Source organism: Eubacteriaceae bacterium ES3 (assembly GCA_030586155.1).
In the GTDB taxonomy this organism is placed as follows: domain Bacteria; phylum Bacillota; class Clostridia; order Eubacteriales; family Eubacteriaceae; genus Acetobacterium.
In genome coordinates this window covers 648,804-671,795 of the sequence record CP130741.1, presented here as the reverse complement: position 1 = coordinate 671,795, position 22,992 = coordinate 648,804, and the positions used below count along the sequence as shown (strand labels likewise).

Here is a 22,992-nt window from a genome sequence, read left to right as displayed (position 1 = left end):
GATTTTTTATGATCTTATTATACCATAAACTGGTCTGATTCACCATGAAAAAACCTCTGAAACAGCCTAAATATAAGGGCTTCAGAGGTTATAGCAAACGCTTGTTATTAACATTGACGATGGCTTTCTTCTGATCAATGGAGAGTCCTTCCAATAACCATCGATACTGCTGTGGGGTAATTTCTCTAACTTCATCTGTTGATTTTGGCCACTGAAACATACCACTTTCAAGCCGCTTGTAGAGCAACAGGAATCCGTCGCCTTCCCAAAACAGTGCCTTCATTCGGTCCCGTTTTTTACCGCAGAACAAGAAAAGGGCGTTTTGAAATGGATCCAGCTGAAAGTTCATTTGAACGATGGCCGCCAGTCCGTCGATTTGCCGTCGCATATCAGTATAGCCACAGGCTATAAAAATCCGAATATCTTCAGAGAAACGAATCAGCATGATTGTCTGATGAGCTGAATCACCGTTTCCAGTGTCTCATAATCAGCGCCATTATAAATGTCGAGCTCAATCTCCTGAAAATGGATAACTGCGCAGACTCCATCTGATTTCCTTTTACTTTCCGTAGCTTTCCTAGAAAGTTCTGCAAACTCTGTGCCACCGGTAACCGCAAGCGTACCTGCCCTCAACAATGAATCTTCTCTGATTGTTTTGAGCCAGTAATAATAACTGCCTTCTGAAACCTGGTTTTTAGCACACCATGCTTTTATCGACAATCCACTTTCTATGCGCTCCTGGATCATTGTCTGCCATTTTTCCTTTTGAATGGCGTGATTGGTAACTTTCATCAGTGCCACTATTAACTCTCCAATCTTACTTTTAGTGTTTTCAGAGTCACTCTGAACACACTAAAAGTTATTTTTTGAGTCTATTTTCTCATGTTTTTGGCAATTTTTAAATCCATGTGTTTATTGGACGCTTACGTTGCTTTAATCGAAGTAGCCATTCAAAACGGAGCCCGCCAATTTATGGCATGCCGTGAGCTGAACATCAGCGAACGTACTTTTTCACGCTGGAAAAATCCGGCAACACCGCTGGAAGATCAGCGTCCCGTTGGGATTCGGCCAACTCCCTCCAATAAACTGACACCAGCAGAACGGAAAGAGATAATAAAAGTCGTGAATTCGAAAAAATATCAGAGTCTGCCGCCCAGTCAGATTGTTCCCCGTCTGGCAGATGAGGAGGGGCGCTATATTGCATCCGAATCTTCCATATACCGTGTGATGAAAGAAGCCGGCATGAATAATCATCGGGGTCGTTCATCAAAACCTCAGAAGCGCACTATCACAAGCCACAAAGCAACAGGGCCGAATCAGGTCTGGATGTGGGATATCACGTGGCTGCTGGGTCCGGTAAAGGGGTTTCACTATTATCTTTATCTGATTCTGGATCTTTACAGTCGAAAGATCGTTGGCTGGGAAATCTGGCCGGAAGAATCCGCACAAAATGCCAGCATACTTGTTCGAAAAGCAGCGCTTTCAGAAACGATTTCAACCGCTAAACAGCCGCTGGTTCTGCATTCCGATAACGGGAGTCCGATGAAAGGAGCTTCGTTGATGGAAACCCTTCAAAAACTGGGAATTGTTTCATCCTGTTTTTTGCAAGTTCTTTTTGCAGAAAGTTGCAAGTGAAAAATACAGAATGTTGCATTCTGGAAAATCCATAGTTTTGCAAACTGAAATACAAAGCAATTTCAGCAGAAATTACCGCATTGCAGGCAATGTTTGTCAGTTTTTCGGCTGATTCTCCGAAATCGATCGATATAAGTCATTAATGCTGGATTCTCGCATCCGGTTACTGGGACCCGGGAATAAAATCAGATGACAGTGATGCAGCAACCGATCCAGCATGGCAGCCGTCATCTGTTCATCATAAAGGACATTGACCCATCGGGAAAATTCCAGATTGGTATTAAGAATAATACTTCTGTTCTGATAACAGTCGGAGATAATCTCAAACAGCAGCTGGGAGCCCGTCCGATCCAGCGGCACATAGCCATATTCATCGAGAATAAGCAACTCAGCTTTATTCAGTTTTTTAAGAAAAGCAGTCAATGTTCCGGCTGCTTTTGCTTCAGAAAGCTTATTGACCAGTGCCGCTGTTCGAAAAAATTTAACTGGTATACCCTGAAGGCAGGCTGCCACACCAAGGGCGGTTGACAACATGGTTTTACCGGTTCCGGTACCGCCGTACATGATGATATTTTTGTGGTCATTAATAAAAGCAAGTGATTTCAGGCTTTCAGGGGTCAGATCCGCAGGCAGCGTGATTTCGTCAAAGCGGTAGCCTTCAAAAGTCTGACGGCTGTAGAATCCGGCACTGTTGACCAGCTTTTCAGTCCGGGAGATCTCCCGATACTGGAGTTCCTCGCTGAGAATCCGGTACAGATATTCCTGATGACTGTCACCTTCGGCAGTCTGAGCCAATTCGGCCAGGTTCCGGCTGAGACGCAGTTTCCGGCAGCATTCAGAGATTTCATTGTCAAGCATGGGGGCTAACCTCCTTCTGATTAAGTAGCCGGTCATAAGCATCCAGATTCGGCATCAGCGGCTGCATTTGAGGAATTCCGGGCTGCAGATTCATGGCCGGAAGTTCAGGAACATCGGCATACAGCCTCCGGTAGAGACTTGCAAGACTGTCAGCATCCTTTACCTGACAGGCAATGGCATGATCGACTGTATTCAGAGCGCTCTCAAAACCGGATCGATTGGTCAGTTCTGAAAGCAGTCTGATGACCTGAGCGGTTTCACTGTCTGAGCAGGAGGCCAAAAAAGACCGCATGGTTTCGGGCATCATTTCATAAATTCCCGAATATTTGACCGCTCGTGGTCGCTGAGATAACTGCTTCAGATAGGGCAGCCAGTCCATCTGTTCCTGTTTGCTGTCACCGTATAATCGTCGATGGCGGACGATTTCTCTAAAGTTTTCATCCTGAATGATAACAGCAGCTGACGTCAGTACCAGATGAACCGAACACTGGGCATATTTAGGGGCCACTGAATAGGCATGCCTGCCTTTATTCAGATAAACCTTTGCCCATTTGTCGGCTTTCAGGGTCTTATGCCCATTAAGATTAAAAGGAACAGACGGCAATTCGCGCGATGCCTTCAGATCAGCCTGAAAACGCGATTCAATCGTCTCATCGTACCGGTAATGATCCCGCTGTGCATCCTCCTCGCATTGATTAAACAAACCACGATTATAATCCGGCAGTGACAGAAAGTGCGGAACCGGCACCAGAAAGTTACGGCGCTGATAGCCGACCTTGTTCTCAACATTGCCTTTTTCATGGCCTTCGTTTGGATTCATGAAGACTGCCTTGAAACCGTAATGTTCCCGGAAACGCTCGAATTTTTCGGTGAGTTTACGCCCACCGCCACGGATAATGTCCGTAACAATAACTTTTGTGTTGTCAAACCAGAGTTCAGCCGGAACACACCCGATATGCCGAAAGATGGCATCAAGTCCTTCCAGCAGGCATTCCATGTTTTCGCCGTAGAACAGCTGAAGATAACCTTTGTTGCTGTACGGAAAAGAGACCTCCAGGTATTTTCCGGTCAGCTTGCGGCCATTTTCATAAAATTCAGCAGTGCCAAAATCGACCTGCGCTTCGCCTGGTTGATGTACCAGTGGCAGAAATGCTTTTGGGTTCTGTTTAAAAATTTCTTTGTGTTTTTCTGCATAATAACTGGCAACGGTCCGATAGGAACAGTCAAAACCGGGTGTTTCTTTCTGCAGACGTTCAAACACCCGTTTGGCGGTATGACGCTGTTTTCTGGGAGCAGATTTGTCATTGAGCAGCCATTCATCGATGATCGCTTTATAAGGTTCTAACTTGGGACAGAATTTTTTTTCAACTGCCGGCCTGGGTGCCGGTTCGTTGAAATCCGTCTGATCAATATATTTGCGGACAGTCCGCCAGTCCATGTGCAGTGCTTCAGCGATTTGTGAAATATTTTCCCCTTTCTCATAAAACCGAAATCTGATATCATGTATTTGATCCATTGTGAGCATTCTCCATTTCCTCCTTGTTCTTTGGTCAGATACAAGGATATTTGATTTGAGTTTTGCCCGCAATGGATTTTTGCATTATTCTGGATTTTGCAGCTTGCAATACTCTGGATTTTGCTTTTGCAACTTTCTGTATTTATAGCTTACACTAAACATTTCATCCAAAAGCAGACCGAGAGTCAGTAATGACAATCCCTATGCCGAATCCATCTTTAAAACCTGTAAGTATCGTCCTGATTACCCTTACAAGGGCTTTAAAACAATCATGGAAGCAAGACAATGGGTTCTCGAATTTACGCATTACTATAATTTTGAACACTGCCACAGTGGGCTTAATTTCCTGACCCCAAATCAGCGGCATACCGGCATGGATAAAGAGATTTTTTCAAACCGTACAGCTGTTTATGAGGCCGCACGGCAGAATAATCCCAACCGCTGGACTAAAAATATTCGCAAGTGGTCTCTGGAAAACGAAGTATGGTTAAATCCCGAAAAAGATGAAACGAATACAACCAATAAGTCAGTCGGTTAATTCAAGAAAAACCGCCAACTATCTTGACAACTACCGATAACTTAAAAACATCGCTTGCAGAATTTGCTTGGCATTCGATTCCGAAAAAAACTATTTGCAACTGTTGAAAAATATCTCAACTGCATTTAAAAGTCTTGAAAATTATCTTAACTAAATATTTCACTGCTTTTGTTCTGAATAATATTGCAAAATATATTGAATTACAAATCACAAAGCATAAAACCATTTTTATAACAAAACCTGTAACGCCATTGAATTCAAATAACTTAAGTACATTGTTTGTAATGATAAAATTTGCAATTATCAGTACGATACTTATAATCTGCAGCAGAAAATACTCCCAATTTTTTTTTGAGTTCATTGCTTTATATATTATTCCCGCTTCATACCAGTAAAATGTAAGAATCGCTGAAATTGCCGTTGCTGCAAGTATTCCTGTTATACCAAAGTTATACCCCAGAAAAACAGAAAAAACAATATTTAGTACCGCCGTTGCTAACGTCATATATTTAACTTTAGAAAACAATCCAAGCGCTTCTATAAACATTTTCATAGAATCCCTAACACATGCTAGATAGAAATTCACGATAATAATTATTACCGTTCCTCCAGCACACAAATAATCCGCCCCTATCCAAACAATAATAAAATCGTTGAATAATATAAGTAAACACACCGATATCGTCCCTGATAGCCAGATTGAAACAACCTGCACCATTCTGAACATTTCTGCCAATGACTCATTATTTTTTTCTGCGGCCAGATTACCTATGCTGGCAGAAACAGCAGAATATATTACTTCAACAAGAGCGTCAAGTCCCATTATCACCATTATATAGTTCGAATAAACCCCCACCATATTTGTGCTGACAAAAACTGAAATGAGAATATTGTCGGTACCATTCAACATTACCATTGAAAATCGATATATAAAAAGATCTTTTATATTCATAATTGCTCTTTTTTTATCTACTTCAGTGACGTAAAAATTTTCTTTAACAAATGGATAATGTTTTTTTAACAAAATGTGTATTATCACAGAAAATATCAGCGTTTTTATGGTAATCAACAGCAGATACAAAAGATAATTTTCAAATAAGATAATTGCCACTATCAACACGGTAAAACAAACAACATCTACCACAATTCGTACCATTGAGATTATATACCTGCGTTGATCAGCTATCATTAAATATGTATTTATTATGAAATAATTATAGATTACTATATTTATCAAAAATATAATGTAATATAATATTATTTCTTTTGTAGCAATATTTGAATTTATCATATATGGAAGAAGCGGAATAATACAGACACCAACTATTCCAATTATTATTACAGCTTTTTTGTATAATGTTTTGTAATAATTAAATATTCCACCTATCTTTTCAATATTATTGTCAACAATTGGTCTGTACATACTGTAACTGAGTGCAACACCAAAGACCAGTTCAGTAAATGTAAGAATCGTAAAGATATTCGTTAAAAGTCCGTTTACACCAAGGTAATCTACCCCTAATACCTTAATAAATACTGTTCTTGCCAAAAAATTCATCAGCAACGATATTATCTGAAATATTAATCCTGCATATATATTTCTTATAGAATTCTTTACTCTTGGTTCATTATTCATTCTTACCTTCTTACTATAGCTAACAGGGGAGTCCCACTATTTTTTTGATCTTGATAATCAAACACGAAATGATAAAACGAATTTTCTTTTTCAAAAGCAACATATTACCCGATTTTATTCCACCAACACTATCTCCAAACTCAAAAAAAAGCGAAAATACTTCTTTCGTTTCTTCCAGAGAATCCGTTGTATGAAGTGTTCTTTTCTTTTGCCCCATTTTCATTCTGACTATTTCTTTAAATTCAGAAGATGTTCCAATGTCCATTCCCCAGACAAGAATTCCAATAATATTTCCATGTGTTTCAAACGAAGAAAGAGCTTTTTTTGTCACACCTATGTAATTGTCTTTTTCGCTACCAATCCATTCCTCATCTGCATAAATTTTATGTATAAACTCTTCATATGTTTCAAAATTTGTCGTAAACTGATTCTTATAGACTATCATTCCATGTCTCTGTTCTAATTCATCAAGAACAATTTTCTTATTTGAATATCCTTTTGGCCAAATAAGTGTCAAAAAAACATCTGATTTATATCTACAAAATATTCTGATCATTTGAAGAATATATTTTTCTTCAAGCAATTGTTTTCTGAAAAATTGAAAATCATAATTTCTTTTCACATGCGGAAATATTATTATTTTTATTTTCTTTTTAAAATATATAGCGCATGCAATTCTGTGAGCGCCATTAAATGCCACATTTGCGGCACCTACAGGGATAATAGAAACATCTTCTTTAAAGCCGTCGTTTTTAATTGATTCTATCGTATTAATGAAAGATTCTTTAAATTTTTCATAAGAATTTTTTTCTTTGCTTCCGTATTCATAAAAATTGCCATTGGTAAATGCTTCGATATGTTTTTTATATAACTCTTCCGCTTCAGAAATTCCTATTCCAGTCTCATATGCTTCTATAAAGGCTAACTTTGCAGCAATATCAATTCTACCAGGAAGAAAAAGATTTTCGGGATCGACATACGCTATCTCGAAAGATGAGTTCTCATTTATATTATGTTGTCTAATTTCATAGTCCGTTAATAAATTCATTTCTTTATGCATAATTTACACCACTCTAATAAATATTCATTTAGATTCTTTGAGTTTGAGATACAGGATCACAATCAAGCTTCAACACAAAATAATTGCGTAGTACATTTTAAATTTAAACTGTTATTAGAATATTTCTAAACAACGTAACAAAGTGATTATTGATTTCCTAATTCAGTTTCATTTAAACTAAAATGTTTTGCTATTTCAAAATTCCATGCGTCCTGAACCATATCCAAAAGTGTCAGTTCGGCTTCCCATCCCAATTCAATTTTTGCCTTTTCGGTATCGGCATAGCAAACAGCAATATCACCAGCCCGTCTTTCGACAAACACATAGGGCACATCTATGTCATTTATTCTGATAAAAGTACTTACAAGCTCCAGTACCGATGTCCCTTTGCCAGTTCCTAAATTAAAAATATTTGCGCCATATGATGTGTTTTCTATTGCTGCCACATGACCTTTGGCCAAGTCGACAACATGAATGTAATCTCTTACACCGGTTCCGTCGATGGTATCATAGTCATTGCCAAAGATATTCAGGTTAGGCAGGATACCTTTCGCTACCTTTGTTACAAAAGGCATCAGATTATTGGGAATTCCGTTTGGGTCTTCTCCAATCAAGCCGCTTTTATGAGCACCAACAGGATTAAAATAGCGCAATAATGTCACTGAAAAATCGCTTTTAGCTACAGCTATATCCTGAAGAATCCGTTCGCTCATTGCTTTGGTCTCACCATAGGGGTTTGTGGTTTTCATCAATGTCATATCTTCTTTTAGGGGTGACGGCTGTTCACCGTAGACAGTTGCTGATGAACTAAATACAAATCTGGCAACTTTATATTTTAAACAGAGGCCGCTCAGCACCATCGTGGAAACTAAATTATTGCGATAATATGCTAACGGTTTGGAAACTGACTCTATTACCGATTTTAGACCTGCAAAATGAATAACTCCGTCTAAATGATTATTTTCAAATATCGCTTTTGTTTTTACCTCATCCGTCACGTCAATCCGATAAAAAAGCGAACGAACGCCAGTAATTTGATATATGCGGTCTAATACTTCTAATTTACTATTAAGCAAATTGTCGGCAATAATAACTTCATGTTGATTTTTTATTAATTCAACAACAGTATGACTGCCAATAAAACCTAAACCACCAGTTACTAATATTCTCATAGATTATCTCCCCGTCTAGCTCGACACTATCCTAGCTCGTTTAAAGCCACTTATCTCAAACTCTGGCCAGTCGTTTATATTTATTATAATCTTTTTATTTTCGCTTTTCTCCTCTTTTTTATCCACCATAAAAACATAGCTACCAAAACAGCGCAGATCACCACAGTAACCATTAAAAATCGAGTAATTAACCGCTTATCCCAAGCAGTCAGACTATTTTCTTCCGTCGAACGTTCGCTTTGCTCAAAATTATCAAGGCTTATGATATTTTCATTTGTTTCCACAGAAACCGGTATTGTCACAAATTCGCTGGCAAAATCCACCCTGTTTTTTTCATTGCAAGTTTCCAGAAATAATCGTAATACATATCCGCCCTTTTCCAGTTCTTCTGGCAAGGTAAGGGTCACCTGTCCGGTTAAATCTTCTTTTTGGGCGATGCTTTTCAATTTTGCATAATATAATGTATGATGTGTATTTCCATCTTCAATAACTGCCGAAATATATGTATTATCAATATTAGATTCTATCACTGCATCATAATTGTAAGTATAGCTTCTTTCAGGTTCCGAAACATGAGAATTCAAAAATATTGCGTCTGTTTTATCTATTGTCAATAGCATCTGTTCGTTCCAGATCGTTGGAACATAAGCCACTGTCTCATTTTCATTCTGATTATTTTCTGAATTAATAATCTCAAATAGCTGTGATCCCACTGCATCCGATTGACTTATTTTTGAATTGCGTAACATCATAATATTAGCTGTATCAAAATTACATGCCGGACGTAAACCAATGCCTACAAAATCGACATTATAGCCATAATTAGTTGTAAAACCATCAAAATATACAACCAGTGCATCTCTGTTGCTTCTGCCGGGAGACCGAAGCCACCAGAATCCATCCCCCAATTCTTTACCAGTTGCTCCCCGACTGCCCGTATAATGCGTATTAATCACCATTCTTGATGCGCTATCAGAAAATCCATAATCTTGATTGTAGACATCCGCTATTGATAAAAGGAAGAAATAATCCTCTGTATCAAGTCCACCAGTGGTCCCGTAAGCAGTATTTGAATCATTGGGCAATTTTGTCAGCTTGACTAAGGTTCGTTCGGCTTTACTAAAGGCATTCTCATAAAAATCACTGTTTAGCCATTCTCTAAGGGAAGACTCAGCCCAAGTAATATTTTCATATTTTTGATGATACTGAATTGTATCAATATTTCGATCTGCCAACAAGAAAAGTATCCCTTCATCATTTTCAAGCACCTGCCACAAAATGCCTTCAATTGAATCCGGGTTATTATCCTGTTCATATTGCCCAAGATAAAGACTACTTGTCCGTTTTCCTGTCAGATAATCATCTAAAGAAATAACTGCATCCGGTATTATCAATCCATTGTTAGAAGTCGCATCTGTAGCCAGTGTAGAAATTACATCCCCATTAACATTCTGTCTTGATTCAACTTCTGCATCTGCACAAAAAACTGACTGTGCCAGCAAAATAAAACCATTAAACATGCAAATCGTTAAGAGTAGTATTATCTTTTTAAAATACGTTCTGTCAGCGTTATTCGCCCTTTTATTTTTTTTCAACGATTCACCTCATCTTCTAAACTAAGCTCTGGTCTTTTTACTTTTATACCGCTTCATGATCGGATCAATTGCTACAAACATCATCGTTAATGCTTTAAAATACTTATATTTTAACAAAAACATGCAAACGCTGTAAAAAAATACATCCGCTTTATTATCCATTTTTTTTAAATACTTTAACACATTTTTTTTAGACAGAATCTTAACAACTGCTTGATCATTACCAAATTCCTCAATGACTGCCTTTGTTTCCAAAAATTTGTTTTTTGCCACTGCAGTTGTATCAGAAACCGACCAGCAAAAATACCTTGCCAACTGTTGAATGATCAAATCCATGTTATCCTCTACCCATCCCCTTTCCTGCAGATAAGTACAGTAAGAGCGATTTAAATTTAATAGTTGGGTTGACAAATTTTTACGTCGACTGTTCATTATCGAACCTTGACGAACTAGGTAATAATAGACAGGATAGCAAAGTACATAATATTCAGGTTGATGAGAAAATGCTTTTAGATTGAACAGCATATCCTCTAAAAAAATGACTTTATTTTCGTCAAATTGCAGATAATTTTCTATCAAAAATGTTCTTTTATACAGTGCCGCCCATGCAGAGCCAAAGGTGCTCTTAGTTTTTATTTTCTGGTAGCGTTCAGTTTCTTCTTTATTTCCATTTCGTTTCACAACACCAGAAGAATATGAATAGACAGTTAATGTTGTTTTATCCTTTTTCACTAAATAATGCAGCCCTTTTATGATATCATAGGGATAAGTTTTAACCACCGCGACCAGTTTTTCGATACTGTCATCGGGAATCCAATCATCTGCATCTAAAAAGAAAATATATTCTCCTCTTGCCTTTTTCACTCCGCTGTTTCTGGCAAAGCCCAATCCCCCATTGACCTTATGAATCACTTCAATTCGGTTGTCATTTTTTTTATATTCATCACACATTATCGGAGAGCTATCCTTTGAACCATCATCAACCAAAATAATCTGTAGTTCCTTATATGTTTGATTTGACACACTTTGCATACATTTATTTAAATATAACGCCATGTTATAAACTGGTATTATAATTGTAACTAACATCCTTTTTTTACCTCAATAACTTTTACTAATCAAAAACCTAAACTTTCAGATGGGTTTTAATATATTGATTGAGAAAAGGCCTCAATACTAAAAATAACATCGCCAGAAATCCCCATGCCTTATGTTTTAAAAAGAAAAGACAAAAGGCGTAGAATAACATCTCTGCTTTACTGGATATCATTTTCAAGTATCTGATGGCACCTTTTTGTGCCAACAAACTGCTGACAACACTATTTTCTCCAAACGTAATAATTACTTCTTTAACTGTTTTAAAACTACTATTCTCAAAAGTCAAACTTTTAGCCACACAAAAACAGAAATGTCTTGCAAGCAATGGTACGATTAAATCTAAATTCTCTTTTTCAGCACCTATATTTTTGAGATATTCTGTATATGTTTTTAGAAGCAAAAGCAACCTTTCATCATCGCCTTGCTTAGAATTACTTGATAAAGATACTTCTTGAATCAAGTAGTAGTAAACAGGTTTACAAATCACATAATACTTGGGCTTGTTAGCAAATAATTTTAAATTAAATAAAGTATCTTCTAAAAAAATCTTTCGATTGTCATCAAAGTCCAATTTATACTTCAACAAAAACGAACGTTTGAACAAAGCACCCCAGGCATAACCAAATGTACTGCTGGTTTTAATCTGCCGATAGCGCTCCTTTTCAGCTATACTCCCATTCCGATTGACAACACCCTCTGAAAAAGTAAACTTTGCCAACTGTGAACTTGTCCCCTTTTGAATATAATGCACACCTCTGATTACATCAAATGTCGCATTATACGAACTATGCACCAATAATTCAATAGCATCTTTCGGCAGCCAATCATCTGCATCAAGAAAAAAAACGTACACACCTTTCGCCATTTTCAGCCCTGTGTTTCGCGCATACCCTAAACCGGCATTTTGTTTGTGAATCGTATTAATATGACAATCCATTCCCGCATATTCATCACACATTGCTGGCGAATCGTCAGTTGAGCCATCATCAACCAAAATAATCTGTAGTTCCTGATGGGTTTGTGCGAGCGCACTTTTTACACAGCGTTCTAAATATTTTTCCATATTATAAACAGGAATTATGATACTAACCAACATTTGAAGTCTTCCTCTGTTTATATGAATCTTTTTTATGAACCAGCAGACCATCTGTCACATTTGTCTTTTTACGCTTTTTATCAAATATTTTGCTGTTGCACATAATATGATAGTCAAAATTCTTCTCAAGATAGCGGATTCTGAAAAAACTATATGTCCACCCCAAAAGGGCACCAGCAAAAGCTCCCAGACCATAAAACTGTGGCTCCAGATTTTTGGTAATCAGGCTTCCGACCAGTACACCTGATAAAAAGATAAGGCCCGTCATAAAGGTTCCGGTATTGTCATTAAAATAATATAAAAAAATGATGTTACAGTACATTATAAAAATACCGAAAAAAGCCGCCGAAAGTGCTGGATACATTGTCATCTCGAGGCCGGTAAAACCGTAATCGGGTAAAAATACAATCGCCAATAAAAAAATAACAATTGAAATGACCGCCTGAACCCTTACAACATACCCTATTTGCTGAACCAGCAATCGAAACATTTTCCTTTTATTAAGCTCAATATTTTCCAGCGTATCCCCAATGACCGATTCTATGTACTTCTGATATATTTCATGAAAATTTGTTTCTGCCATAACGGTAAAGATAACCATTGCTGAGATACTGGTAAACATACCCAAACAAGCCGCCATATCATAAGCCTGATAGGTTACAAAACTATCGGCAATAACTAAATGCTCTGGTGTAGTCCAGAATACGAAATTATGTACATAAATACCAAGAGTATAAAACAGTGTTCCAAAAAATAATCGTTTGAAATTTTTAAAGTAACCTAGACATTCCATGTAATTTTTATTTCTGAACACAAAATAATGTCTAATATAAGCCATCTGCAGTGTTGCAATAATGCTAAAGCCGATTAGTAGTCCAGCAAGCATTGCAAAGCGCACCGTAAGCCCAAATCCAAGTCTCAAAAACTGTACACTAACAAAGGCTAAAATCATACCAATCAGGAAATCCATAGCAATAATTTTATAGTCCTTGGTTGCCGATAAATATGTCAGTGAATAAAACACCGTAATCAATGCCATAAACATCAGATAAGCAATTGCCACATAAACGATTTCTAATTCTCCCACTGTTATCAGACGATAGCAAAAAATCCCACCGGAAATAGCCCCAATAACCATGCAAATCAAAAGTCCCATATAATAAGAAGGTAAAATATCTTCATATTTTTCTTCATAAAACTTATCGGCTATATATCGCGACATAACGGCATTAATAGGCCCAGTGATAATGAGTCCAAAGACAAATATATATAAAATTGTCGACGAAAGCAGTTCTCTTTCTGTATAGGATATCTTTAAATATCCAACCGTCGCGTATAAAATCAAAAGTGTCAGCATAACCATTATTGTCGGACCAATAACCACCAGGGTACTGTATGCGGCACCTGCCAAGATACTGCTAAGACCTTCCTGTTTAAAAATTCTCTTCAGTTCAAAGCCGATACCCGCCATTTTTTTGCCCCCCTTTACTATTTTTTATTAATTCTTTATACAGTAACCGATAGCTGTTAAAGCATTCACTTTTTCCATAATTCAAGGCTCTCTGATAGCCCGCTTCGCCCATTTTTAAGCGCATCTCCTTTTTTTCCGCCAGCAATAGCATGGCCTCTGCCATTTTTGCAATATTCATTACCGGAACGATCACACCAGCATCTCCCAAGCCATCCTGATATCCTTCAATAAGACCCTTGCAGTCGCCGACATTGGTAGCAATAAATGGTTTTTTTGCTGCATAACCTTCCAGAATAACAAGCGGTTGGCCTTCACTTAAACTGCTCAACACTAAAAAATCCATCTTGCCAATATATTCTTTAATATTAATCTGCCCGGTAAACACAACATCTCTGATTTCCATATAGGAAACCATATCCTGACATTCTCTAACATATTCCGGCTGTTCATCTAGAGGCCCCATAATCCATAACTTAAGTCGATTATTCCGCTTTTTTGCCGCAGCAAAGGCATTAAGCATCGTTTTTACATCTTTGATTGGTGCCACCCTCAAAATTGCTCCAATATTAATATATGGATCATCGGAATTTTTTCCAGGTATACCTTCAAAATCTTTAACGTCTATGCCATTGGGAATAATTCTGACTTTATCAGGCGGACAGCCAAATTCCACCTGCAAATCTCGGTTTCCTGGATAAAGGGCCGTAATAGTATCAGCCTGCTGATAAGATATATCAGAAAATTTTTTAAATTGGTTAATCCATAGATCCTTGTAAATCCCTCTTACCCAATCCGCCTTAATAATTTCTTCCTCACGCTCTCTTGTATAGATGCCATGCTCGGAAATTAGCAAGGGTTTATTGTAAAAATACTTGCACATACACCCTAATACCCCGGCATAACCGGTTGACAGACAATGATAAAGATCGGCCTCTGGCACCTTAGATGTCAGTATCGAAAATAAGGGCAAATAGATGGAACGCATGGTCCATAAAAAGTCAGAAAAGACCACCCTTTTGAAATTGGATCGATAATAGGACATGACCATCTTTAAAAACTCTTTACCCATCAGCATGGCATCTAGCGAAGTTGGATGCACTTTAAAATACTGCATTACGGTTTCCCAGTCTGCACCATCACCGAAAAAAAGACTTTCAAAAGCCTCATATTCACGCTTTTTAAATCGCACCTGCTTATTTCCCGTAACCTCAACCTCATCCTGTAAAAAAAACTCATATGCCCCAATTACATTTTGAGGAATTCGATATTTAATTTTTCTTTCTTCTTTTCGGCTGGCACCCAACGTAATGAGCACAAATTCGTGTTCAGACATTTCTGTAATCGCCTGATGCACCCAACTCGAGACACCCCCAGTAACGTAAGGATAAGCCCCTTCAACAATCATACATATTTTCATTTTTTATCCGTTTCCTGACTAACTTATTAGTTTCACTTCTGCACACTTAAAAAATTCCCCTGAAAGATATCGTTTTCCGGATTTTTTAATTGAATTGAGAATTCTTCATTCGTTGTTTCAATTAAATAAGCATTTTCATCTATCTCATAATACTGACCGCCATCCACCTCTTCAATCTCTTTATCCGTACGAAGCACAAAACTTGCCTGGTCCGTCATATTATCAATTTTAGCTAAAATTTTATTTTCTTCATATGTAATTGTCGGCATCATATAACGATATTCCATAAAGCGTATCGACGCATCTGATGCTGTTAATTCCTCAAGAGGCGCAAAATCATCTAGATATAAGGCGATATACTTAGAAAACTCTTTTTCAACATTTACCCAATTGTCGGCTTCAGTTTCGGGAACAATCACTTCGGCTGTATCGACGCGATGGATAATTGCACCAAAAGTTGAACTGATCGAATATAGCCGTAAAATATCGGCATCGCTTTTCTCGAATCCAGTTATAATAACCGGTATATCAGGATACTGGTCCCATATTTTTCCTTCGGGAATCGAGATATCCCTGGCACTGACCTGGGCAGATTCTGAAAAGATCAACTCCCCGTGCAAATCAAGGATTGATCTGCGAAAATAATCCATTTGTCTTAACGTTTCATCTGATGAGGTATAAAATGTCGGAATAATATCCAACCGTCGACAAGTACTGATTAAACTGGGCAGCAGAATATCTGTTTGAAACTGCAAAGAATCCCGGCTGTATAATTCTTGCAGCAATTCTTCATTGGCCAAGCCATCATAAGGAATGGAGTCAAATATCATAACCGACATATTTGCCACCGGATACATATAGTTATCGCCATGGAGTGAAACAAGCATGGCCGTCAATAAGCCATAGCCCATATTCGATGTAAAGTAGTCTCCATTTACCACAAACACTTTGCTGTCACCATAGGTATTCCTCCACAACAGTGGCGGCAACTGTTCATTTCGCTCGACAACCTCTTCATCTTTAACCTTTAAACCGTAAGCATATTCCTTGCAGGACGCCATTAACTCAACATCCTCCAGCTGATATTTAATATCTTTTACTTCCAGAAGCCCGCCAAGAAAAACATCATCGGTAAAACGCATACCCACCTGTTCAATAATCCCATTTAAAGCCTTAATGCCCATAAGCCCATAAAGATTATTTTTTTCTATCCCCGCAGCTTTCGGCATTGAAGTATAAATAAAATTAATACCCTTCTGATTTAGCCATTCAATTTGACTTTGTGAAAGTGTATCCCCTTCGGTATCACCCGAAATAATCACAGTTTCTATCGAATTCGGTATCTGCAAAGAATTCTGACTTTGAACTTCAGCTCGTGTTAAACACATATATTTGACTTTCATACAATCCAGAGTTTCAAGAATCGCCGATACTTCCATATTACTTTGTGCATATTCCTCGTTAATCACAAGAATCTCTGGATCAACACTTGAAGTAAAGCCACCAAGAGACTTTACTTCTAGCGCCATTTCATCCAGGTAAGCATTTTCCATCTCTTCCAGTAAGATTTCTTCCGGATCGTGATAGCGAATAAAAGAAAAATTGCCGGTCACCTGAAAAATAATAAGTAACAGAAAAAGAATTACCGTAATAACTGTAAAAATTCTTTTTCGCAGACGTTGTCCTATAAAAATTGGTTCTTTCATGCTGTTACCACTTTCATTTTGTCTTCTTTATCTGCTTTTCATAATTTTACAACACCATTAGTTGTTTCTGGCAATGGCATTGATTGTACTGAGAAACATCAGCACTATATACTTGCATGGCTTCCAAATTCCTACATGCATAGAAACACCCGCCTTTCGGGGATGCATAATCGCTTCACATTCTGCAATTTTAAAGCCCTGCAGTAACATTTGCATAATCATATTGACATCCGGATACTTGTAGTCAAATTGACCAAATTTTGCATAGTATTCAAATGCTGTTTTGCCAAGTCCCTGTAAACCGCTGGTTGGATCCGAAATATCGGCCTTTCCCACCCATTTGATCACAGTTCGAAAAAACAAAATACTCATTTTGCGCAATGGATCAATAGGATAAGATACACTTTTTTCCAGAAATCTTGAACCAATAACTATATCATAGGGATTTTCTTCATCCGTTAATCGTTTGTACACCAGATCTAGATTCCTGATATCATGCTGTCCATCGGCATCCAGTTGCAAAACATACTCATAACCCTGTTCAACGGCATATTTATATCCCAGCTGAAGGGCTGCCCCATAGCCCATGTTATAAACCTGACTGATCACTTTTACGTCATATTTACCAGCAATTACTGCAGTTTGATCTGTTGAAGCATCATTAACAATCAGCCAATCTGCCTGCATTGCAATCTGTGATAATGATCTGGTCTCAAGAAACGGACCGATACTTTCTTCTTCATTGTAGGCAGGAACAATAATCAGAACACCACTTCTCGTCAAACTTACTTTACTCATTTTCACTTTCCTCTCTGGCCAAATTTTTATAATCAATTGATAAATTATTAAGGGCATAGGCATTTTGTCTTAGGCGATAAACGATGATCTCTTTATCTTCATAATAAACCGTCATTTCGTCCGGAAACAAGACCTGATAAACTTGTGCCCAATAATAGATTCGTGACATCAGTTTTGCCCTTTGCTCGTGATAATAGTCATCAAGTTTAGCTTCACCGGTGATGTCTTCCATCATCAAATCAAAGGAAACAGGCTCTCTGTCAAGCTCCCTGATCTCATCAGCAGTAAAGCCATAACCATAACGGTCGATCGGTAATTTTTCGATAATAAAAAAAACATTGGGTGTGGGAATAAATATTTCTGTATCTTCGTCATAATCTTCCTGTTCAAACAAAAACTCGACTAATTCATAATGATAGCCATTATTATAAACAATGCTTGTTTCATTAACTGGCGATACTACCGTCCACATATACTGGTCATAATTATGAATAATATCCTCCATCACAGCCATAGCACCTTTTGTCTGAAAATAATAGATATATCCGTGGTCTTTAACAAATTCAAACTGTATAATCAGAAAAACTAAAAGAACAGGAGAAAGGCCCATGATTATATTTACACTACGTGAAAGCCACCTTACTTCACTAAAGCACTGATAGATACTGTCTGTTGATAGTGCGAGCAGTACCGGACTGAGATAAGCCAAAAAAATCGCGTTCCTCTGAGCATCTAAAATAACTGGCAAATCGAAAATAATTGCAAATTCATGAGCAAAAAGCAAGAGTGCAAATACAAGAATTGAAATTGATCTAAGCGAATCAAAGTCACTTCTTTTATTAAAAGCATTTATCACTAATCTAATCGTACCGCTGATAAATATGACAGCCATAGGAATCAGATAAAAAAGGAAGTATTGCTTTGTCGTAACGAGGTAAGATAACAGGATTTGCTTTACTTTCTCCCCAATCTCATTTATTTTATATGGTTTTTCTAGTGTAAGATCATTTTTTTCTTCCTCTTCACCGCCGTATAGACCCATATCATTGGTAACCACAGCTGCGCCATACTGAAAGGACTGTTCAAGCTCATAACCGACAAGCAACCCAACTCCAAGTGGTAAAATGGCAATAAATGTACTGAGAATCCCGGTAATTAACAGAGACAGTAACAGTTTGTTTTTTATAATATGGATAATAAATACCATGCCGACCGCCAGACATAAAAACAGGGCAATCGCAGTCACATAAAAATGAATGGACAGCGTTAAGGAAAATGCCATCCCGAAATAAAACAGATCAGCTCTTCTTTTCTTTTTCAGGTATCGATACAAAAAAATTGCCATCGGATACAAAAACAGCATGGCATATTCCTGCGTAATCATATACTGAAAACGGGAATAGGTTGAAAAGGTACCGTAATTTCCTAGAAGATAAAAAATCATGGCTACTGCCGCAACATATCTCAGCTTGCAAATCTCGCTGATAAAGATGTAACAATTTAGCATAATAAAAGTCGATGCCACAACGCCAAGCATTCTAGCAATTATTACCGCTGGAATATCATATATAAGGCTAAGGGCAGCTCCGATGCAATGCATACCAAAAGGATATACTCCTGCAGGAAACAATTTGCCCCCGACCAGTGATTGAATCCAGTATAAATGGACTTCAACATCAGGGGCTCCGTAAGAAATAAAATTTAAAGTCTGATAACTTGCATAATAAATTTGGATCCCAAGTACACCGGCAACAAATATGCCCTCAATCAAATTTTTAATCGTGATATTTTTTAACTTAGCTCTTATATTTAAGTCAAATGTTCTTCTTGTATTTCGAACTACCAATCGAACACCATACTCTCTGGCAAAAATTTGAGTCAACACTCTAAACTTTTCAAGCCAGTAGGCATTAATCCGTTTGGGTTCAATCATATATCGGATAAGAATTGCTACCAGCAGTAAAGCAATTATTACAGCTGACCGCGAAATCAAATTTATGTATCCCAACAAAAACATCATGTTGACGATGTAAACATGCCCAACAATCAAATCGATCAAATAGCGAATCACTAACCGTTTACTTCTTGTAAATGGTCTGGCAACAATCTCTGCCAGACCAAAAATTGTTATCATATAAACGGCGAACACAACTACTAATTCCAACACACTTTTTATATACAAATTACCCCTACCTAATCAATGAACTGAAAATATCTGACAATCTCCAATGTCTCAGCATCTAAAAATACAGAAGAATTTTTGATATCTCTGATTGTCTTCTCAAACAAGACATAGTCTTGCTGTCCATAATAAAACTTGATCTTAGCTCTCCAGGTAGCCAAATGAACGGGATGAGCTATATTAAGCAGAGACAACCATTTGTTAGCCTGCTCTGGTCGACCACTTTTTGCCAACAAAAGAATCCACTCCTCATATTCTTCCGCTGCCAGTCCTTCTTTGAAGTCCTGATGACGCTTTCGCATCAATTTCTCATATAAATCCAGATACTGGTTCTGTTCCATATCCGAAAGAATCCCAAAAGACAAGTATTTAAGCACCAACTGAGTATAGTCCTTCAAAAGCTCCTGATCGAATTCATTTTGCCAATAAAGCTCATCATATTTTTTCTGACTGCGTTTGAATTTTGCCAAAACGTCCGATAATGCCGATGAAGCGTAATGTGAAACTTCACTATCCTCACTGTTTACCGCATCTACCAGAATTGGAACGGCCCCTTCAATATCAGTTTTTAAAACATCCAGAAGAACTCGTCGCATATTCTCATTGCTTGACTCCAGCAACGCTTCTTCCACCGGCACCTTATTGAGGCCACGCTGCAGATCATCGCCTAACTGAACTTTGACCTTCTCTCTATTAAAACTTAATTCCTCCCGACTAAGAAAAGCGACATTTGTTCGTTTAAATATCTGCATTAATAAATATGACACCGCAAAAATGAAGGGCCCTAAAATTGGGCAAATTATCATCATTCCACCCACAAGCATCGCCCGTTTAACCTGTTTTTTTAAGCACATGGCAATTACATAACCTAATGTAATAACGGCACTCAATATTACTGCTATCCTTAATATAATTGTCGCTGTTTCCATTTTTTACCGCCTTTAAATTTATATTAAGACTTTGGTAAAGACTTCATCCACCGTTTTACCCGTTTCACGCTTCACTGAAGCAACATCTATCCCATTTTCAGCAAACCGCCCAATCACATTTTTTGTTTCAAGCTCATTAGAATTTGTCAGTAAAACGTAAACTTTCCCATCTGTTCCAAGTCCCAAATAATCTGTTTCCCGTGTCACATGATCAAGCTTTTTAAAAAGCTGTTCTTCTGAAAATTCGGAAAATAATACAATCAGTAAAGAGTACTCTAAAATCCCTTCATATTCCCCCTGACAGTAAATCTCCAGCATATTTCGGAATGCTTTCGTTTCCAATATGTTGGTTCCGGCAATATAGGCATCCTGCTTAACCGAGTTCATATAAGTTACGGCTCGAGACATTGACCGCTCTATTGACTTGCTGGCCATACTTAACATATTGCTGACATGCAGATTAATTTTATCAATTTCCATTGACCAAACCATAATGATAACTTCAAGCTTTTCCTCATTATAGGTCCCAGATGCCAGCATTGGATAGCCAGCCTTCAACGTCCGGTTCATAAAAACGCCCTTGGTTTTTATTGTTTCCGACAAACCAGAAAAGTTTTGCAGTTTGAAACTTTTGCCCTTTTTTCGTACGGTTTCAGTAGTTGCTGCGATTAAACGACAGTAATCATATTTTGACTCATAGATATAGATTGCAACATCTGGACTATTGATAATTTTTGCAATAACGGGTGCTGCTTTAAACATAACCGCAATTGCTTCCAGTTCATCTAATTCAGACAACATCTCGGATACTTTAGCATAGCTGTCCCGATAATTGACTAGTCTTTCTTCAAACACATTTTTCACTTCGACATTGCTGGTATTAATTTCTTTAACACTCTCCAGCTCATGTTTTAAATAAATGTTTTCCTCCTTCATATTTGACATCATCCGCTTGTAGTAATCTTTAATGTAGCCTGTCAAAATTGAAATCAGGAATAGCTGAATCATCCATAGATACAATTCATAATTCGTAATACTCTCAATTAAATTTCCGTCCGTAAAAATCAGACCAAGCTTCCCTATTACACTTAAAAAAAACGCTATGACCGCGGGCATCGAACCAAGCGTAACAGCAATCACAATGACATACAATAGATAAACATCAACAACCTGATGGAAAACCGCTCTTTGAGTCAGAATTATAAACATCTGGACAATAATAAATGCAAGTACCGTTTCAATTAACGGCATAAAGATTTTTTTTATTTTTTTTATTTTCTCCGTTTGATTGGTTATTCTTTTATTTTTATTGCCGTTTCGGTCACCGGCTAATTTACTGAATTTTTTATAAAAATCGCAAATGCCCGCCTCTAGGGGATACTTGGGTGAAAATCCGTAAAATTTTTGAGTTAAAGATTCAAATTTGGGATAGTTTTTTTTCTGAAAAACCGTATCCTGTTGTTCATCTCCCTCAATACTTTCAATAGTAATCTCACTGCATTTTTCAAAGACTTCCTTAATTTCTCTTTGAGTATTCAATTCATCGGTTGTAAAATGAATAATTGGTTCCTGCATACTGACACTGTTTAATTTATAACTACTATCTGTATGTACAACTTCCGGTAATTCTAAATGAACATCACTTTTCGAAATGATAACTTTGTAAATGCCATCCACCGCATCGTCAAGATGCATCAGATTATATTTTTTGGAGTGATCCATTTCTATTATCAGCCGATTTAAACTAACATTTGCCATCTCAGCACAGATGCCAGGTGTGTAGTAGCTTCCTTCGATACCATATATCTCCGGCAAACGAACAATTATAGTTTCGAAATTCTTATCCCCACCCAGATTAGTTCGGCAAACCTGCTCGCCTTGAAGGATTCTCTTTGATCGCTCGCTTACTGCTATCGGGATTGTCATTTCGTTAACTACCTCTTCGACATTTCCATCGAAAACATTGCAGGTTGATAAATAAATAAACTTTTTAACCATTATTGCATTTGCACACAAAAGAATGTTCATCAAACCAGAAATATACTGAACAAAATATACTGTTGAGTTTTCCCAATCATAACTCTCATCCTGAGCACCACAAAAAATAACAATTTCCGGCGTCACACTCTTCATAATACTTGTTATACTTTCGCTGTTAAATGCAAACCTATAATCTTGAAAAACATGAACTGATTTAATATCCCCTGTATCCTCACCTGTCAGGACAAATACATCATGTTTCTCCTTTTTCAATCGAGCACACAACTTTTGTTGAAAGGCACTCT

The 22,992-nt window shown here is 37.5% G+C and carries 19 protein-coding genes; 2 read left to right on the top strand and 17 right to left on the bottom strand.

The window, feature by feature from the left end; all coding sequences use genetic code 11:
• Positions 1-88: 88 nt before the first annotated feature.
• A complete protein-coding gene (tnpB, locus tag Q5O24_03005; GenBank protein ID WKY48313.1) occupies positions 89-445 on the bottom strand; it encodes an IS66 family insertion sequence element accessory protein TnpB in 357 nt (118 codons plus the stop codon).
• Entirely contained in the window at positions 439-801 is a 363-nt protein-coding gene (locus Q5O24_03000; protein WKY48312.1) for a hypothetical protein, read from the bottom strand. Before Q5O24_03000 ends, tnpB begins: the two co-directional genes overlap by 7 nt.
• Before the next feature lie 114 nt (positions 802-915).
• On the opposite strand from Q5O24_03000, the gene Q5O24_02995 reads away from it, so the two are divergent.
• Positions 916-1,635 carry a DDE-type integrase/transposase/recombinase gene (locus tag Q5O24_02995; protein ID WKY48311.1) on the top strand — a complete coding sequence of 240 codons (720 nt, stop codon included), beginning with the start codon at positions 916-918 and terminating at the stop codon, positions 1,633-1,635.
• Positions 1,636-1,731: 96 nt separating this feature from the next.
• Here Q5O24_02995 and istB read toward each other — a convergent pair whose 3' ends face one another.
• Positions 1,732-2,493 carry an IS21-like element helper ATPase IstB gene (istB, locus tag Q5O24_02990; protein WKY48310.1) on the bottom strand — a complete coding sequence of 254 codons (762 nt, stop codon included), beginning with the start codon at positions 2,491-2,493 and terminating at the stop codon, positions 1,732-1,734.
• Positions 2,486-4,009, bottom strand: coding sequence for an IS21 family transposase (istA, locus tag Q5O24_02985; GenBank protein WKY48309.1), 1,524 nt, complete (start codon positions 4,007-4,009; stop codon positions 2,486-2,488). Before istA ends, istB begins: the two co-directional genes overlap by 8 nt.
• Before the next feature lie 160 nt (positions 4,010-4,169).
• Here istA and Q5O24_02980 point away from each other — a divergent pair, with 160 nt between their 5' ends.
• Complete coding sequence (locus Q5O24_02980; GenBank protein ID WKY49201.1) at positions 4,170-4,547, top strand: integrase core domain-containing protein; 378 nt, start codon at positions 4,170-4,172, stop codon at positions 4,545-4,547.
• 115 nt (positions 4,548-4,662) lie between these two features.
• On the opposite strand, the gene Q5O24_02975 is transcribed toward Q5O24_02980, so the two are convergent.
• The 13 genes from Q5O24_02975 to Q5O24_02915 form a co-directional block, all read right to left on the bottom strand.
• Complete coding sequence (locus Q5O24_02975; protein WKY48308.1) at positions 4,663-6,183, bottom strand: hypothetical protein; 1,521 nt, start codon at positions 6,181-6,183, stop codon at positions 4,663-4,665.
• Between the two features lie 19 nt (positions 6,184-6,202).
• Positions 6,203-7,243 (bottom strand): hypothetical protein, encoded by a 1,041-nt coding sequence (locus Q5O24_02970; protein ID WKY48307.1) that lies wholly within the window; start codon positions 7,241-7,243, stop codon positions 6,203-6,205.
• Between the two features lie 146 nt (positions 7,244-7,389).
• Positions 7,390-8,415, bottom strand: coding sequence for a UDP-glucose 4-epimerase GalE (galE, locus tag Q5O24_02965; protein ID WKY48306.1), 1,026 nt, complete (start codon positions 8,413-8,415; stop codon positions 7,390-7,392).
• Between the two features lie 83 nt (positions 8,416-8,498).
• Entirely contained in the window at positions 8,499-10,010 is a 1,512-nt protein-coding gene (locus Q5O24_02960; GenBank protein ID WKY48305.1) for a DUF6273 domain-containing protein, read from the bottom strand.
• Positions 10,011-10,031: 21 nt separating this feature from the next.
• Entirely contained in the window at positions 10,032-11,099 is a 1,068-nt protein-coding gene (locus tag Q5O24_02955) for a glycosyltransferase family 2 protein (protein ID WKY48304.1), read from the bottom strand.
• Between the two features lie 37 nt (positions 11,100-11,136).
• Positions 11,137-12,204: a glycosyltransferase family 2 protein gene (locus Q5O24_02950; protein WKY48303.1), complete on the bottom strand. Its 1,068-nt coding sequence runs from the start codon at positions 12,202-12,204 to the stop codon at positions 11,137-11,139.
• Positions 12,194-13,675, bottom strand: coding sequence for an exopolysaccharide Pel transporter PelG (pelG, locus tag Q5O24_02945; protein WKY48302.1), 1,482 nt, complete (start codon positions 13,673-13,675; stop codon positions 12,194-12,196). Before pelG ends, Q5O24_02950 begins: the two co-directional genes overlap by 11 nt.
• Positions 13,656-15,092 (bottom strand): GT4 family glycosyltransferase PelF, encoded by a 1,437-nt coding sequence (gene pelF / locus Q5O24_02940; protein WKY48301.1) that lies wholly within the window; start codon positions 15,090-15,092, stop codon positions 13,656-13,658. The genes pelG and pelF overlap by 20 nt, the downstream gene beginning before the upstream one ends.
• A 32-nt stretch (positions 15,093-15,124) precedes the next feature.
• Entirely contained in the window at positions 15,125-16,798 is a 1,674-nt protein-coding gene (locus Q5O24_02935) for a DUF2194 domain-containing protein (protein WKY48300.1), read from the bottom strand.
• 57 nt (positions 16,799-16,855) lie between these two features.
• A complete protein-coding gene (locus Q5O24_02930) occupies positions 16,856-17,596 on the bottom strand; it encodes a glycosyltransferase family 2 protein (protein ID WKY48299.1) in 741 nt (246 codons plus the stop codon).
• Positions 17,589-19,730 (bottom strand): hypothetical protein, encoded by a 2,142-nt coding sequence (locus tag Q5O24_02925; protein WKY48298.1) that lies wholly within the window; start codon positions 19,728-19,730, stop codon positions 17,589-17,591. The genes Q5O24_02930 and Q5O24_02925 overlap by 8 nt, the downstream gene beginning before the upstream one ends.
• Positions 19,731-19,789: 59 nt before the next feature.
• Positions 19,790-20,707 (bottom strand): hypothetical protein, encoded by a 918-nt coding sequence (locus Q5O24_02920; GenBank protein WKY48297.1) that lies wholly within the window; start codon positions 20,705-20,707, stop codon positions 19,790-19,792.
• Positions 20,708-20,725: 18 nt separating this feature from the next.
• Entirely contained in the window at positions 20,726-22,972 is a 2,247-nt protein-coding gene (locus Q5O24_02915; protein ID WKY49200.1) for an NAD(P)-dependent oxidoreductase, read from the bottom strand.
• Between the last annotated feature and the right edge of the window lie 20 nt (positions 22,973-22,992).